Source organism: Bradyrhizobium sp. LA6.1, assembly GCF_040547805.1.
GTDB lineage: Bacteria > Pseudomonadota > Alphaproteobacteria > Rhizobiales > Xanthobacteraceae > Bradyrhizobium > Bradyrhizobium barranii.
This window is the reverse complement of the sequence record NZ_JBEPQK010000022.1, coordinates 103,984-118,839: the sequence shown is the minus strand read 5'-3', so window position 1 is coordinate 118,839 and position 14,856 is coordinate 103,984. Positions and strand designations below refer to the sequence as shown.

Below are 14,856 nucleotides of genomic sequence, written 5' to 3'. Positions count from 1 at the left end.
GGCAATCGGCGCTACGGATAGGTTCAAATCGCCGGGGCATCGGCTGCGGCGGCCCGACGGGCGCTCAAGCGCTCGCCGAGCTGAAAGCGGGCATCGCGGCGATATTCTTCCGTGGAAGTCCAGTTCGGCGAGACCCAGGTGGTCCATCCAAGTCGTCCGCTCTGTCCGAGTCTGACCGGGACGACCTCTCCCGCCGGAATGGCGAGCTCCACCTCCCATTCCAATTCATCGCCGATATAGAAGAACACGGCGTCCGCCAGAGGCTCCGACAAGTTGCGCGCTTCGGTCGGCAAGAACTGTTCGTACTGGGTGAAGTTCTTGACAAAGACCCGCACCCTGATCTTGTCCTCGACGCTGAATACGCGTGAGCCCAGAAGCGCGTCCCGGCCGAGCCTGGCATGGGTTCCGCCGAGCCGGCTGCAATGACTTGGGTCGAATGACAGCCAGGTGCCGACAAATTCGTCGATCTCGACCTTGACGTCGAACAGCCCCTGCAGGAACCGCGTCAACCGTGACGCACACTTCGCTTTGGGGGAGATCAGTCCGGCAAAGCTGAGCTTCGCCATATCCGGTACGGTGTCTCGATCGGCGAAAACATCGGAGCCGAGGCCGGTGAAGGAGCCGACATAGGCGATGAAGCGATCATCCGCCGGACGGTCGTGCTGAGCGATCGGCCGCGCATCGGCCCAGGCGCGAAAGAAGAGTTGCAGAAAGCGTCCGTTGAGCAGATCGAGAAAGCGCGGGAAGGCGTCATCCCGCATCAGCCACCAACTGAGGCTTTCGTCGGTGGTGGCAAGCGGCAGCGCGCCCTGCGGCCCCAGGAGACCGAGAAATTTGACGAATATCCTGAGCCGGCCACCCACGTCGTCGACGGCCGCAAGGTTGGAGGCGGGGAACTCCAGATAAGGCACTTGGCCGAGGTCGATATACTCCTCGCGGCGTGCAGCGCTGTCACCGATCCGCGGTCGATCCGAGTTGGCGCGCTCGAGCTGGCGCAACGTATTGAAGAAATCGAACCGCCAGGGCTCCGCCTTCATCTGGTCGATCAGCGTCATAGAGGTCTCCGCGTGCCCATGCGCGGCGGCCAACGCATGATCTCGCCGCGCTCCGGCGTCGAGACGACCGTCTGTGTGAAGGTATTGAAGCCCGAATAGTCGGCGAAGAAGCGCTCCAGCACGGCTCCGAGCAAGAACACGCCGCTGCCCTCGAATGCCTTCTCGTCGAGCGTGATGGTAATCTCCAGGCCGCGCGCTGCGCCGCTGCCGGTGCGCTCGCGCACCCGCCGTACGACGGGCCGGCTTTCTATGCTGCGCACGCCGCGGATCTTGCGTTCCGTGGCGTCGTCGAACTGGTCGGCGAACAAGGACAGCATTTCGCGCAGGGCTCCGGCGTTCTTGCCGCCACCGCGCTCGACGAGGCCAAGATAGTTCAGGCTCAGCATGTTGATCAGCCGCCAGCTGACGATTCCGCTGTTCGCGATCTCGCTGCGGCTGCGCATCTGGGCCACGATCGGTTCGCGTGGTCGGGTGGGACCAGCGACGCACATCAGATCAAGGGAAGTATCGTCCAGCAGGCGGAAGTCGGCGCCGCCCTGGCCGACCGGCAAGTGTTCCGTGAGATGCCGGTTGGAGCACAGCGCCCGGACGCTGAGTTCGGCGACCGCACCTTCGCCGCTTAGTTCACCGGGCTCCAGCAGAGACAGGAACATGTCCGTCCCGGTGTAGTCCGAGGATGCGCCATACGTCTTTTCTCCCACTGTACGGCGCCGGGGCAACCGTCGAACGGTGAAATAAAGCCCCTCGACCGATCCGCTGGTCCGGTCGACGGCGGCCGAATACAGCGGGCGCACCGGCCGCTTGTCCTTGTCGGCCGGAAAGTGCGCGTAGACTTCGAGTACCTGGTGCGGTTCGTATTCCAGATAGCGGCTGCGATCGGGCACCACATGGTACTCGTGCGTATTCGACTTGACGGGGATGCGATCGCTCGTCTTCTCGAACAAGTTGATTGCCGGCGCGCTGTAGAGCCTGAAGGTATCGGGACGCACCGCGGCGGCAAGCCGTGAATTGTGTTCATCGAAAGCGAAGACGATATCGATCGATTTGCTGCGCAGCCGGGGCATCACGCTGCGAAGTCCCGTCAGGTTGAAGCCGAGGAACTTGCGTGGAAACATGAAATATTCCCGCAGCAGCTCCGAGCCGCGAAAGACCCGGTTGTCGTTGGGAAACAGCGACTCGTCCTCGTCGAAACCAATCTGCTGCACGCAGTCATGGGGCGCACGAGTCACCACCGGATCGCCGAAATCATCGAGATGCCGGAAGTAGACGCCCCTGCAGTTCGAGATCAATTGCTCGTAAAGCGCAATGGCGTCGGACTCCGCGCCTGAAAGGTAGATCGGAAGTTCGCTCGTGCGGCAGCCTGCAAACCAGGTATCCGGCTTGGCCCTGGCCTCTGCGTCCGGCAGCTCCTCATCGAGCCGGGCCGCGGTACGGTGGGTCAACGACAGCCTGAGCCCGGCGATGACGTCGCCGCCGACGGGAATCCCGAGCGCCTGCAGCGCGCCTGCCGTCGAGAAGTATTCGGCGCCGGTGACGTCAAATGGCCAAAGAGCGATATCGCGGCAAAGTCGAAATCGGCAGGAAAGACTTCGTTCTCTCTCGCGATAGGTGGCATCGAAATAGGCGCCGCGCGCGATCTTCTTGCCATCGCGTAGCGCTGGGTCGGCATAGGGGGGGCGTGCCGTGACCAGCATGGCCGACGGAGTCGGGGCAAGGTAATTCGGAACCAGCTGCTCGAGCAGGTTTGCAGTGAACTCCGGAAACTCGTGCTTGAGCTTGAGCTGAACGCGAGCGGCGAGAAATGCGGCACCTTCCAGCAATCCTGTGATCATGGGATCTGAGCGATCCCGGATCAGCCCACCGAGGCGTTCTGCGATGCCGGGATACTCTTCGGCGAAATCCCCGGCCTGCTCGTAGAGCAGTGACAGTTCACGATTGTAAAAATCCAGGAATTCGCGGTTCATGCTAAAGTCGGTTGATCTGGATATCGCCGCTGTCGAGGTCGACGTCGGCGACGAACTCCACGGGGACGTTGAGCGGCTCGGCCTTCAGGTCGGCGTGAACGATGAAGCGCAGCTTGAGTTGCTCGGGGCCGACCGAGCCGTCGCGTCGGACCCGGATGGTGTTGCGATCGAGCCTCGGTTCATAAGTCGTGAGCGTCTCGCGCAACGCGTCGGTGAGCTCGTCGTCGGCGACCTCGTCGATCGAACGGTGGGCAATATCAGGGAAGCCAAAGTTCAGGATTGAGGTTCGGACGCAATCGCGGCCGTCCAGATCCAGGGTCGATTCCAGGGCAATGGTATTGAGGAGCGTTTCGAGGTCATGGGAGACCTCGCGCCGGAGCAATGTTTCCGAGATTGGAAATCGGCCCGCGCTCCGCCGCCCTGCAATGACCCGCTCGCCAGACTCATCGCGCAGATTGAGCTTCTTGCGTGCGTCGCGCGCTTCATGGGCTGAGCGAAATGCCAGCATCAGTGGGGGAGAGAGCCGATCCTTCTTTGGTGCAATGGTCATTCACGGTCCCCATGACGCCCAACTCGCATGCAATCCCGGGGGGCGCGCGTTGGTGTCCGACTTGGCGTCGCCCAGCAGGCTTTCGGGCCCGCAACCGGGCCGGACGAGAGGTGCGATCAAAATCGCACCGCTTGGCGCCGGTTCGCCATTCGCAACCGGCGCCAGGCGAGGGGCCGACAATCAGGCCCATTCCTTGTTGGCAGGAACATCCCAGCCAAACGTCGGCGAAGCTCCGGCGCCACCCTTCTCCGTCTGGGTCTTGTAGATCATCTTGACCTTCGCGAAGTTCAGACTCACGTTTTCGGTAAGGCGATCTTCGCCGTGCGATCCGCCTGTCGATACGCTCGTCACGAGAACCTGCTTCATCTCGATCTTGAGATATTCCAGCGGGTTTTCGCCGGCCTTGCGGACCGTCAGGATCGCGCTGTCGATATGCTTGCCGTTTGCGCAGACCTTGAAAAGTTCCGGCGTGGCCTTGTCAACGAAGTGCGTGAAGTGAAGATCTTGCACGCTGACCTTGCCGGCGCCGCCGCCCGATCCGCTGTGGAAGGTGCCGGTCTGGCTCTCGCCAAACGACCAGCTCAAAATATCGATTTCGTCTTTGTGCTTGTCGTCCAGCGACTCGCCCTTGATCGGATCGAGTTTCAGGAAGATGTCGACAGCCATAGCATGGTCCTCTCAAATTTCTGTGTGTACGGTTGCGATGCTGCAGCGTCAGGAGCTGGGACCTGGCAGGCGTGAAACCAGACTGAGGCCGACATCCATCGCTTCCAATTGAAAGTGCGGACGAAGAAAGAAGCGCGCGTTGTAATATCCCGGGTTCTCCTCGTTTGCTATGACCTCTACCTTCGCAGCGGCCAGCGGCTTGCGCGCTTTCTGAGCTTCTGACGATAGGGCTGGGTTGGCATCAACGTACTCGTTGATCCAGGTTTGCAGCCAGACCGTCAGCTCATCCTTCTCCTTCATGGATCCGATCTTGTCGCGAACCATGCACTTCAGATAGTGCGCAAAGCGAGACACTGCGAACATGTAGGGCAGACGTGACGACAGGTTGTCGGACGCGGTTGCATCCACGCCCTTCTCGCCGAAATACTTCTTCGGCTTGTAAAGCGACTGGGCGCCGATGAAGGCGGCCTTGTCGGTGTTCTTGCGATGGATCAGCGGGATGAGGCCCGCCTTTGCAAGTTCGTGCTCGCGGCGATCGCTGATGGCGATCTCGGTCGGGCATTTCAGATCGACGCCACCGTCGTCGGTCGGGAATGTGTGCGTCGGCAGATTGATGACCTCTCCGCCGGATTGCACACCGCGGATGCGCGTGCACCAGCCGAACTCCTTGAAGGCGCGGTTGATGTTGACCGCCATCGCATAGGCGGCGTTGATCCAGCCGTATTTGTCACCAGTGTGCCCGTCTGTCTCCTCCTCGAAGGCGAACTCTTCCACAGGCTCCGATTTCGCGCCGTAGGGGAGGCGACCCAGCGCGCGCGGCATGCACAGGCCGAGATAACGCGAGTCGTCCTGGTCGCGCAGTCCCTTCCATGCGGCATATTCCGGCGTGTCGAACACCTTGCCGATATCACGAGGGTTGGACAATTCGGTCCACGAGTCCATTCCCATCAGCGTCGGCTCGGCGCCGCTGAAGAAGGGGGCGTGTGCGGCACCGGCGATCTTGCTGAGATCGCGCAGCAGCTGCACGTCGGTGGGGAGGTGGCTGAAATAGTAGTCGCCGATAAGGCAGCCGAACGGCTCGCCGCCCAACTGGCCGAACTCGTATTCGTAGATCTGCTTGAACAATGGGCTCTGGTCCCAGCGCGCATCGGGGTAAAGCCGCAGATTACGGTACAGCTCGTTCTTCGAGACGTTCATGACCCGGATCTTGAGGTTGGCGTCGGTCTCCGAGTTGAAGACGAGGTAGTGGAGGCCTCGCCAGGTACTTTCGATCGCCTGGAATTCGGGTGCGTGAATGATCTCGTTCATCTGCGCGGTCAGCTTCTGGTCGATCCGCGCGATCATCTCCTCGATAGTGTCGAGCACGTCCGACTTGATGACGCTCGAGTCCTTCAATGCCTCTTGAACGAGCGTGGATACCGCGTTGTCGACCTCGGTCGCTGCGCGCTCGGTGCGCGGTTTGAAGCTTTGCTTCAGCAGAGTGGCAAACTCGTCAGCTTCGACGGTCTTGACCTGGGTGGTGCTCTCTTTGTGAACAGCTTCTTTTGCCATGGTCCCCGTTCCTTCCTTAGCTCTCGGTGCCAGGTTCGGTCGACTGGCTGATCGCGCGTTCCCGAAGCGCTGCCATCAGTTGAGGATCGGCCAGAAGTTTTTTCAGCTGGTCCTCGGCGGCTACCTTGCCATCCATGTAGCGCAGCAGGTTGGCAAGTTGTTCGCGCGCCTCGAGCAGCTTGGCTGTAGCCGGTACCTGGCGGGCGACGGCCACGGGCGTGAAGTCGGCCATCTTGTTGAAGCGCAGATTGACCGAAAGTTTTTCGTCTGATCCGTCGCTGAGACGATTGGCGACGCGCGCCGTCACGCCGGGCTGGATTGCCGCCATGCGACTGTCGAAATTGTCCATGTCGAACTCGAGGAATTTGCGCTCCTCGACCTTCGTCTTCTCGACGCCGGGGTTATTGCCGGAAAGGTCAGAGAGGACGCCCATGACGAACGGCAGTTCGATCAGCCGCTCGGCGTCGTATGGATCTTCGTATGTGATGTGCACGCGTGGTGCGCGATTTCGACGAATGAATTTTTGACCGCTATCTGTAGCCATGGTTCCCTCACTACGAAATCGCTTTAGACGTCGAATTTGCGCGACGCAGATCGGCTAGGGGACTTCAAGTTGCTGCGGTCGGCAAACATCCTTGTGTCCATTTAGTGCCCTCGAGCGAAAGCTGGGTTCAATGCGATCTGTCGATTGTTTTAAGCGCTCCCTCAGGAAGAACATCATTCAAAAGGCTGAGAAAGTCTCGTTGCGCGAGGTCGCGCGCGCGATCTGCCAAAAAGGGGATGGGGCTGGACGGCTCTGCGGTTCGGAAAAACGACGCCACCTTCGCCAGCAGGCCCAAGGCTTGCGTTCTGCTTTCCACTGAAAATACAATGTCTTGCGTGTTGTTCTCGGCCGTCGATGAGAGCGACGTGGCGAGTTCCGCCATCCGTTCGATCGGCAGGTCGAAGACCTTGTCGCGCCCGATGTTGATCGCAGCGCTCTCCACGTGCGCAGGCACCAGCATCCGCATGACTTCAATGAATGACTTGCCAACCATCTCCTGCGCTTGACGCACCAGCAACAGTGCCGGGTTGGACGGTTCCATTCGGGCAAAATAGTCTGCCACTGCTGCAAGCGCTGCAGATGCCTGTGCGGATGAAGTCACCACACCGGTCGTGTCTGACGGCGCCTGTGTATCGACAGGTCCGACATCTTCCGCGGTTGCGGCGATCGCGGCCGGATCGCGCGACGCGACAAGACCCGCAAGCCAGGCAGCCATGCCGTTAACCAAGCCAGAGAGCCTGTCGAGGCTGATCGGTTGCCCCGCGTTCAACTTCTCGTGCCAGGTTTGCTTGATACCCGCGATTTCAGCAGCGACCGCGGAGCACCGCCCGCTGGTTGCCTTGAGAGTGTCGAGATCTGTCTCGCTGACGATGCGCTCGATGGCCGCCAGATCAGGCCCGTCGGCGTCGGCGTCGCCGGCGGGAATTTCGCCCTGAGCGATCTGATAGGCACGGTAGTTGAGGTTGCCGTGTCTGCGGTTCTCGATCAGGGGAAGGAACTGGAGCGGGTTGATCACGGTCGGGAACACGTCGATCGCCTCGACTGTGACGGCGCGAAGTGCGTAGTCGCCGTCCTCGCCCTTCGGATGCACCGCCTCCCACTGCTCGCGCAGCAGCAGGTTGGTCGCCTTCAGGCAGCAGAGAAAGCCGTCGAGATCGCGGTTGAGGATTGAAAACTTGGCCAGCAGCAGGTTCAGGCGCAGATCGCGGGTACGCGCCAGAAGGGGCTGCGCGGCGGCAAACTGGCCGGCAAAATCGACTGCCTTTGGATCGAAGCGTCCACGCTCTCCGTTGGCATTGACGACCTCGAAGAACGACATCGGTAGCAGCGATTCCGCACCTGCGAAGAAGTTCAGATATTGGACGTCTCCGATGGCGTCGAGATCCGGCCCGCAGGGATCGTCAGCGGCAATGGGCTGCGTCAGGGAGGCGACGTCAAGCATATGCGGACCGTCCATCTGCTCGATCACGGCCCCGCTGCCGAGCCCGTGGCGACTAGGGGATCGCGCGGGGGCGCATGATCCGGAATCTATACCTATGGGTCAGATGCCTGCCGACCTTGGTTCATTCCCGAAGATCATGCCATTTTCGCGTGAACCGGCAAGCTCTTGGAGCCGACTACTTGATGGCCCGGGGTAGTTCTTTGGCGGCCGTTGTGGAACGTCAGGAAGCCCAGCCCTGGGGCGGGCTTGCCGGCACAGCCGGCGGCACGCAGGATTTCCGTCGTTCTTGCATAACGTCTGATCAGCTTTTTTTGCAGCGGGTCATTCGATCGAAGGAGGGAGTTTAAGCCCACATGGGCCAGCTTACTCAGGATACCCGCCTCTGCGAACTCAAGACGCCTCTTGGCAAGGACGTTTTGGTTTTTGCCGGATTCGAAGGCTCGGAAGGTCTCAGCGAACTGTTCGAGTATCGCATCGAGTGTCTCAGTGAGGATGCCGACCTCGACTTCGACCGCGCTATCGGTCAGCAGTGCACGCTGACCATAAAGCTGCATGAAAAGGAGCGTGAGTTCAGCGGCATTCTGACGGAAGCCCAGTGGCTCGGAGTGAAGAACGATTATTTCAGCTACCGGATCGTGCTGAGGCCCTGGTTATGGCTGTTGTCGCGGACCACCGATTGCCGGATCTTTCAGGACAAGAAGGCGCCCGACATCATCAAAGAGGTCTTCAACGAACGCGGCTTCACCGACTATGAATCCAAACTGACCGAAGAGGGTTCTTGTCCGAAGCTCGAATATTGCGTTCAGTACCGCGAGACCGACATGAACTTCGTGTGCCGGCTGATGGAGCAGCACGGCATCTACTACTTCTTCAAGCATGAGGGCGGCAAGCACACGCTGGTGTTGGCGGACTCCAAATCGTCGCACAGTCCGATCAAAGGTCTTGCTACGATTCCCTACATCCCGCTGGCGGGTGCCGACCGGCGAGGCGAGCAGCACATCTATGAATGGGTATCGGAGCGACGGTTTCGTACCGGCAAGATCGAACTCAACGACTACAACTATCAGAAGCCCAACGCTCAGATGATCAGCGACGCCAAGGGCTCCGAGCATTACACTCGGTCGGAGATGGAGTTTTACGACTATCCCGGGAAGTTCAAGGAGAAATCCGACGGCGAGCGCTACGCGAAGATCCAGCTCCAGGCAGAGCAGGCGATGGATCGGCGTCGCCGCGGCAATGGCGACGCCGTCAACCTGTTCCCCGGTGGGCTGACGAAGCTCGAAAAGCACTCCAAGGACTCGCAGAACGTCGAATACCTCGTGGTGCGAGCTGTGCACTCGTTCTCGATCGAATCCTATCGCACCGGCGGTCCGAGCGACGCAGGGCAACACGTCTATTTCGGCAGCTACGAGTTCTTGCCGAGCGACCGGCCGTTTCGACCGCTGATGATGACGCCGAAGCCAAGGATCAACGGCATCCAGACGGCCAAGGTGGTGACCAAAGACGATAATTCGAGCGAGGAAATCGACGTCGAGTCTCTGGGCGAAATCTATGTCCGCTTTTTCTGGGATCGGAAGAAGAAGCGGTCGTGCCGGTTGCGCGTGGCTCAGGTTTGGTCTGGCAAGCGCTGGGGCGGTCAGATCATCCCGCGCGTCGGACAGGAAGTCGTTATCGAATTCCTGGAGGGGGATCCGGACCAGCCCCTGGTGATCGGCACCGTGTACAACGACGAATACAAGCTGCCCTACGATCTGCCGTCGAAGAAGACGATTGCGGGACTGAAGTCGGACTCCACCAAAGGCGGCGGCGGCTTCAACGAGTGGAGCTTCGAGGACAAGAAGGGATCCGAGAAGATCACGGTGCATGCCGAGAAGGACCACGACGTAACGGTCCGCGACACCGAGACACGTACCATCGGCGAAGCTGCATTTGGCGGCGACACGCGCAACACCACGCTCAAGAACGGCAATGATAAGCTCGATATCCAGTTGGGTGGTCAGCACATCACTTTGGCCATGGACCAGTCTGTCAATGCAGGCATCAGCATCACGCTCATGGCCAATGCCAACATCACCCTACAGGTGGGTCCTAGTCAGATCATCCTGACCCCGGCGGGCATCGTCATCAACGCGCCGACGATCGCCATGACGGCGCAAGCCGGCATGGCGCTTGCTGCCGGTGGTCCGCTGGTCGCCCACGGTACTCCAACCCTTGTTGGTTGACGATCATGGGACAAGTTCGGTTCGGTACGGTTCAGGATCTGTTTCAGGCCTATCCCTTGGCGCGTTATGATGTCGGCAAAGCCGACGCTGACAAGCCTTCGCTGGACTTCCTTCAGGAGGCCGCCGATGCGCGGAATTGGCACCCGGCCGTGTCTTACTGTGCCTATCTGCTTCCCAGGCGCGTAGCAGTTGCCTGGGGATGTCGCTCTCTGCGACTGATGTTCGACCATTTCGACGCCAGCGATACCAGGTCGCTCAATATTGTGGAGACCTGGGTCCGGCAACCGGACGAGCAGTCCCGGAACAAGGCGCTGGCTGTCGGCAATGCCAATGATCCTGAGCAGCCGGCGACATGGCTGGCGCTGGCGGCCGGCTGGTCCGGCGGAAGCGTGGTTCCCCCGGAATTTGCGCCCGTGGAAGCTAAGCCAGATCAGGCCGCGCGGGCGGTGCGTGCAGCACTGCTGATCGGCCTCTGCCGGCTCCCCCGTGACTCCCGGGACCGGATAATGACGTCATGCCTAGAGGATGGTATTCAATTGGCACGCGGCGAACCGCGCCCTCCGCGCTAACGAGACGATGTGATGGTGCTTCGCTTTAATATCGAGAACGAGCCGAACCTTCCGGATGGCGGACCTGTGTCGTTTACGGTCACCGGCAGGCGTTCAGTCGATATTGGCCGGGACCGTCACCTCGACTGGACGCTGCCGGATCCGGCGCGGACGATTTCCGGAAAGCATTGCGAGGTGCACTTTCGCGACGGTGGCTATTGGCTGCACGACGTTTCGACCAACGGCACCTTCCTCAATGGTGCCGACCAGCGCATGCGGGGGCCGCACCGCTTGCGCGACGGTGACCGTCTCACGATCGGCCACTACATCATCGGAGTTTCGCTGGAGAATGAGGCTGGCGGGGGCAGCCCAAACCACGAGGCGCAACTGCGCGAACCCTCGGTCCAGCAGCATGCCGACTACGGAGAGCTTTGGACAGCCGATCGTGACGTTCCGCCGCCGATCGATCCGCAATTGCTGAAGAAGCCACGCGAGGCTGCGCGGCCCGTCAATCCGGGGTTCCTGGATTGGGCGGCGAGCGTCCCGGCACCGGGTGTAGACCCGTTCCGACGGTCACAGCCGGCGTCTCCGTACCAACCGTCCGAGCAGGACGACGACATGAACTGGGCGGCCGGTCCAGCCAACGCGCCGAAACCGCAAGTCGAGCGCCCGCCCATCATGCCGACCCCACGCCGGCCGTCGGTATGGATCGATGATGAACCAGCCGCTGCCCAGCCGCCAGCATCGCCATCGCGCCCGGCGCAAGCGGCAGACGAGGGACCTGTCACGGCCAAGCCAGTCGGCGGTACCGAGTTCGCGCGACTGGTGGCGCGCGCTGCAGGATTGCCGGACAATTTCTTTGCCAGCAAGTCCGATGCCGAACTCGCCGAACAGCTTGGCGTCATCTTGCGTATGACCGTGGATAATCTGATGGCGCTGCTGCAGGCGCGGACCCAAGCCAAGCAGCTGACCCGTAGCACCAGCCAAACCACCGTCCAAGCCCTCGAAAATAATCCGCTGAAGTTCTCGCCGACCTCGGAAGAAGCGATGCGCATTCTCTTTGGGCCGCCGACGCGCAGCTACCTCGACACACAGCGCGCCTTTGCGCAGGGCTTCAGTGATCTCAAGTCACATCAGTTGAAGACCTACATGGCGATGCAGCACGCTGTCCATGAACTGATTGCGGGCATAGATCCGACGCTGATGGCCCGCGAGCTCGAGCTTCAGCGTGGCGCAAGCTCCTGGCTCGGCACGAACAAGGGCAAACTCTGGGACGAGTTCTTGACGCGCTGGAAGGCGCATCTCGGCCGCGACAACAGCGCGCCGATCGAAACCTTTATGTTGCATTTCTCGAACTATTACGACCGCGGTGACAAGCCCGGTTCAAAATAAACTATCGGCGACCACGCGGCTGCCGACAATTTCTAAGTGGATGTAGGAATGTCTTGGTACAGCAAAGTTTTCTGGTCGGAAGGTCTGTTTCTGCGGCCGCATCATCTGCAGCAGAACGACCGCTACATCGAACACTTGCTGGAAAAGCGCGTTCGCTACACGACACCATACCCGTGGGGCTTTGCCCAGCTGGAGATCGACAAAGATCTTACCGAACAGAGCAAGTTCGCGGTGCGCAATGCGTCCGGCGTCATGCCGGACGGTACGCCATTCGATATCCCAGCGGACAGCCAAATTCCCGAAGCGATCGACGTGCCGGAGACGGCCGCAGGCCAGGTCGTCTGGCTGATGATGCCGGTCGCGGCGCCAAACACCCGCGAGGTCGACGAGGATCGCACCGACAGCGCCAGTCGTTATGTTCGTAGTTCGGAAACCTTCATCGACTCGACCTCTGCGCTACGCATCGAGGAAGAGATCGACATCGCCTATCCGCGCTTGTCGTTCGAACTGCGCAAGAGCAGCAAGCCCGGATACATGGGGCTCGGCATCGCGCGCATTCTCGAGGTGCGCGACAAGAACATCCTGTTCGACGATAAATTCGTGCCGCCGATGCTGATCTGCGCCGCGCATCCGATCATCGATGGCTGGCTCAACCGCATCATCGGCTGGGTCGAGACCAAACTCGACGAGCTCGCGCGTTACGCGGTCGATCCGTCATCCGGCGGTGGGTTGCAGAGCGTCGACTATCTGGTCCTGCAAGTACTGAACCGTACCATTCCCGTCCTGACTCATTTCCAGCGCTCCGGCAGCGTGCACCCCGAGCGCCTGTACGAGGAATTGCTGAGATTCGCGGGTGAACTTGCGACATTTTCTACGGCGGAACGGCGGGCGCGCAACTATCCGGCTTACGATCACGACGATCTCGAGAACGTCTTCACACCCTTGGTGAGCGACATCCAGGACTTCCTGAGCGCGCGATTGGGCCGGCGTGCGATCCGCCTGGAGATCATCGAGCGCGCACAGAATGCGTTCGTGTCGCCGATCCGCGATCGAGCGCTATTCCGAAACGCGACCCTGGTGCTGGAGGTTGCCGCACGGAGGCCGCTCGTGGAGATCCAGAACGATTTCCCGCACCTGTTCAAGGTCGGGCCGAACACCAAGATGAACGAGATCGTGCACGCAAACTTGCCGGGCCTGACCTTGGCGCATTTGCCGACGCCGCCGCCGCATATCCGGGCCATCACGGATCACGTCTATTTCTATCTCGACCGCAAGTCGCCGCTCTGGCCCGAGTTCAGCACGGCGGCCTCGATCGGAATGCATTTCTCCGGCGACTGGCCGGAGCTTGAGCTGTATCTTTGGGCCATCCTGGAAGACAGGCCATGAGCGACAGGGACAAGCCGGTCAATCCTTTCGGTCGGGGCGAACGGACGATCATCCGTCCCAACCCCGGCGGGAAGTTGCCGCCGGCGCCGACCTCTCAGCCTCCGCCGGGCGAGGGGCCTGCGGCACGTCCAGGCTATTCGCCATCACCGGTACCCTCTCCCGGCGCGCCGGCGCCACCGTCATCATTTTCTCCTGTCCCGCAGGGCTCGAACTACGCCTCCGCGCCGGCCAGCCATCCCGCTGAGGAATGGATATCGACACCCGCACAAGCCCAGGCGCAGCAGCCCATGCTACCGCCAGGACCGCCGTTGCGCGTCGACGATCTCGTCGCGCCAAATGCTAATCCAGTGATGCGCGCTGCGGGCCCGTTGCTGCAGCTGCTTGGTCGGTTGCGGGTGGCGCTCATGCGCGCGTCATTCGCGAGTTTGATGGAGCAGGTTGCAGACGCGATCAAGTTCTTCGAGAAGGACATCCGTTCCGCGGGCATATCCGAGCACCAAGCCAACACAGCGAAATACATCCTGTGTGCCACTGCCGACGATATCGTGCAGCACATCCCGACCGAGGAGCGCCACGTCTGGACGCAATATTCGATGCTGAGCCGGTTCTTCGGCGAGCGTGTCGGCGGCGTCCGTTTCTTTGAGATTCTCGACCATTTGAAGGTTGATCCACTGGTCAACTATCCGGTCCTCGAACTTCAGCACGCCTGCCTTGCGCTTGGTTTTCAGGGCATTCACCGGACGTCAGCGGGCGGACTTGCGAACCTGCAGCTGATCCAGCGTAACCTCTATGAATTGCTGCGCCGGGTCCGGCCGAAGACGATGAGCGACCTGTCGCCCAACTGGCGCGGCCAGGCGCTGGCGGGGCGCCGGCAGCGTCTGCGCGTTCCGGTCTGGCTCGTTGCGGCTGTCGTCGCCGCGCTGCTGACCGGGTCCTATTTTGTCCTGCGGACGCTCCTCGCCGGCCGGGCAGAGAATGCTGCCGAGGTAGCGCTCGCGCTCCATCCAGCCGGCCCGATCGAGCTCAAGCGCCAGATCGTTGCACCACCTCCGCCGCCTCCACCTCCGCCGCCACCGGATCGCATCACCCAGTTGCAACGCATCCGCAACGCGCTCGCGAAGGAGAACACCGCCTGTGCCATGACGGCGGACCAGACCCCGAGCTTCATCGTGATCAGGGTCTGCGATCTGGCCTTGTTTGCATCGGGCCAGGCGACCATTCTCGACGGCTTCAAGCCGATCGCACTCCGCGTCGCGGCAACCCTCGACAAGGAGCCGGGACGGATCCGGGTCGTCGGCCATACCGACAGTTCGCCGATCCGCACAGTCCGCTTCCCGACAAATTTCGAGTTGTCGGTCGAGCGCGCCAAGGCGGTTGCCGCGGCACTGAAGCCTGGCTTGACCGATGGTTCGCGCGTCGACGTCGAGGGCAAAGGAGCAGATGCGCCAATCGGCAGCAACACGACACCCGAGGGACGCGCCAAGAACCGGCGCGTCGAGATCTTTATCGAACGCAGCGAATAGGCAGATACCGCCGG

Annotated in this window: 12 protein-coding genes; 5 read left to right on the top strand and 7 right to left on the bottom strand. The window is 61.1% G+C overall.

The features are described 5' to 3' along the window. Positions 1-23: 23 nt before the first annotated feature. The 7 genes from tssG to ABIB99_RS37625 form a co-directional block, all read right to left on the bottom strand. Complete coding sequence (gene tssG, locus ABIB99_RS37655; protein WP_354120285.1) at positions 24-1,088, bottom strand: type VI secretion system baseplate subunit TssG; 1,065 nt, start codon at positions 1,086-1,088, stop codon at positions 24-26. After that, positions 1,052-3,019 carry a type VI secretion system baseplate subunit TssF gene (gene tssF, locus ABIB99_RS37650; protein WP_354180693.1) on the bottom strand — a complete coding sequence of 656 codons (1,968 nt, stop codon included), beginning with the start codon at positions 3,017-3,019 and terminating at the stop codon, positions 1,052-1,054. The genes tssG and tssF overlap by 37 nt, the downstream gene beginning before the upstream one ends. Before the next feature lies 1 nt (position 3,020). Further along, positions 3,021-3,569, bottom strand: a complete 549-nt coding sequence (gene tssE / locus ABIB99_RS37645; protein WP_175627381.1) for a type VI secretion system baseplate subunit TssE — start codon at positions 3,567-3,569, stop codon at positions 3,021-3,023. A 180-nt stretch (positions 3,570-3,749) separates the two neighbouring features. Beyond that, positions 3,750-4,235 (bottom strand): Hcp family type VI secretion system effector, encoded by a 486-nt coding sequence (locus tag ABIB99_RS37640; RefSeq protein WP_014493489.1) that lies wholly within the window; start codon positions 4,233-4,235, stop codon positions 3,750-3,752. 48 nt (positions 4,236-4,283) lie between these two features. Continuing rightward, positions 4,284-5,786, bottom strand: coding sequence for a type VI secretion system contractile sheath large subunit (gene tssC, locus ABIB99_RS37635; protein WP_028150765.1), 1,503 nt, complete (start codon positions 5,784-5,786; stop codon positions 4,284-4,286). A 16-nt stretch (positions 5,787-5,802) separates the two neighbouring features. After that, the gene (gene tssB / locus ABIB99_RS37630) at positions 5,803-6,330 is read right to left on the bottom strand and encodes a type VI secretion system contractile sheath small subunit (protein ID WP_028156839.1); all 528 of its coding nucleotides are present in this window, start codon (positions 6,328-6,330) and stop codon (positions 5,803-5,805) included. A 127-nt stretch (positions 6,331-6,457) separates the two neighbouring features. Next, positions 6,458-7,771 (bottom strand): type VI secretion system protein TssA, encoded by a 1,314-nt coding sequence (locus ABIB99_RS37625; protein WP_354180772.1) that lies wholly within the window; start codon positions 7,769-7,771, stop codon positions 6,458-6,460. A 353-nt stretch (positions 7,772-8,124) separates the two neighbouring features. On the opposite strand from ABIB99_RS37625, the gene ABIB99_RS37620 reads away from it, so the two are divergent. Genes ABIB99_RS37620 through tssL form a run of 5 tightly spaced genes read left to right on the top strand, consistent with a single transcriptional unit; the run spans position 8,125 to position 14,842 of the window. After that, positions 8,125-9,993, top strand: coding sequence for a type VI secretion system Vgr family protein (locus ABIB99_RS37620; RefSeq protein WP_354180689.1), 1,869 nt, complete (start codon positions 8,125-8,127; stop codon positions 9,991-9,993). 5 nt (positions 9,994-9,998) lie between these two features. After that, entirely contained in the window at positions 9,999-10,562 is a 564-nt protein-coding gene (locus ABIB99_RS37615; protein ID WP_038935432.1) for a DUF6931 family protein, read from the top strand. A gap of 12 nt (positions 10,563-10,574) precedes the next feature. Continuing rightward, entirely contained in the window at positions 10,575-11,933 is a 1,359-nt protein-coding gene (tagH, locus tag ABIB99_RS37610; protein WP_354180687.1) for a type VI secretion system-associated FHA domain protein TagH, read from the top strand. Positions 11,934-11,981: 48 nt separating this feature from the next. After that, entirely contained in the window at positions 11,982-13,319 is a 1,338-nt protein-coding gene (gene tssK, locus ABIB99_RS37605) for a type VI secretion system baseplate subunit TssK (protein WP_014493496.1), read from the top strand. Beyond that, a complete protein-coding gene (gene tssL, locus ABIB99_RS37600) occupies positions 13,316-14,842 on the top strand; it encodes a type VI secretion system protein TssL, long form (RefSeq protein ID WP_354180684.1) in 1,527 nt (508 codons plus the stop codon). The genes tssK and tssL overlap by 4 nt, the downstream gene beginning before the upstream one ends. The last annotated feature ends 14 nt before the right edge of the window (positions 14,843-14,856 follow it).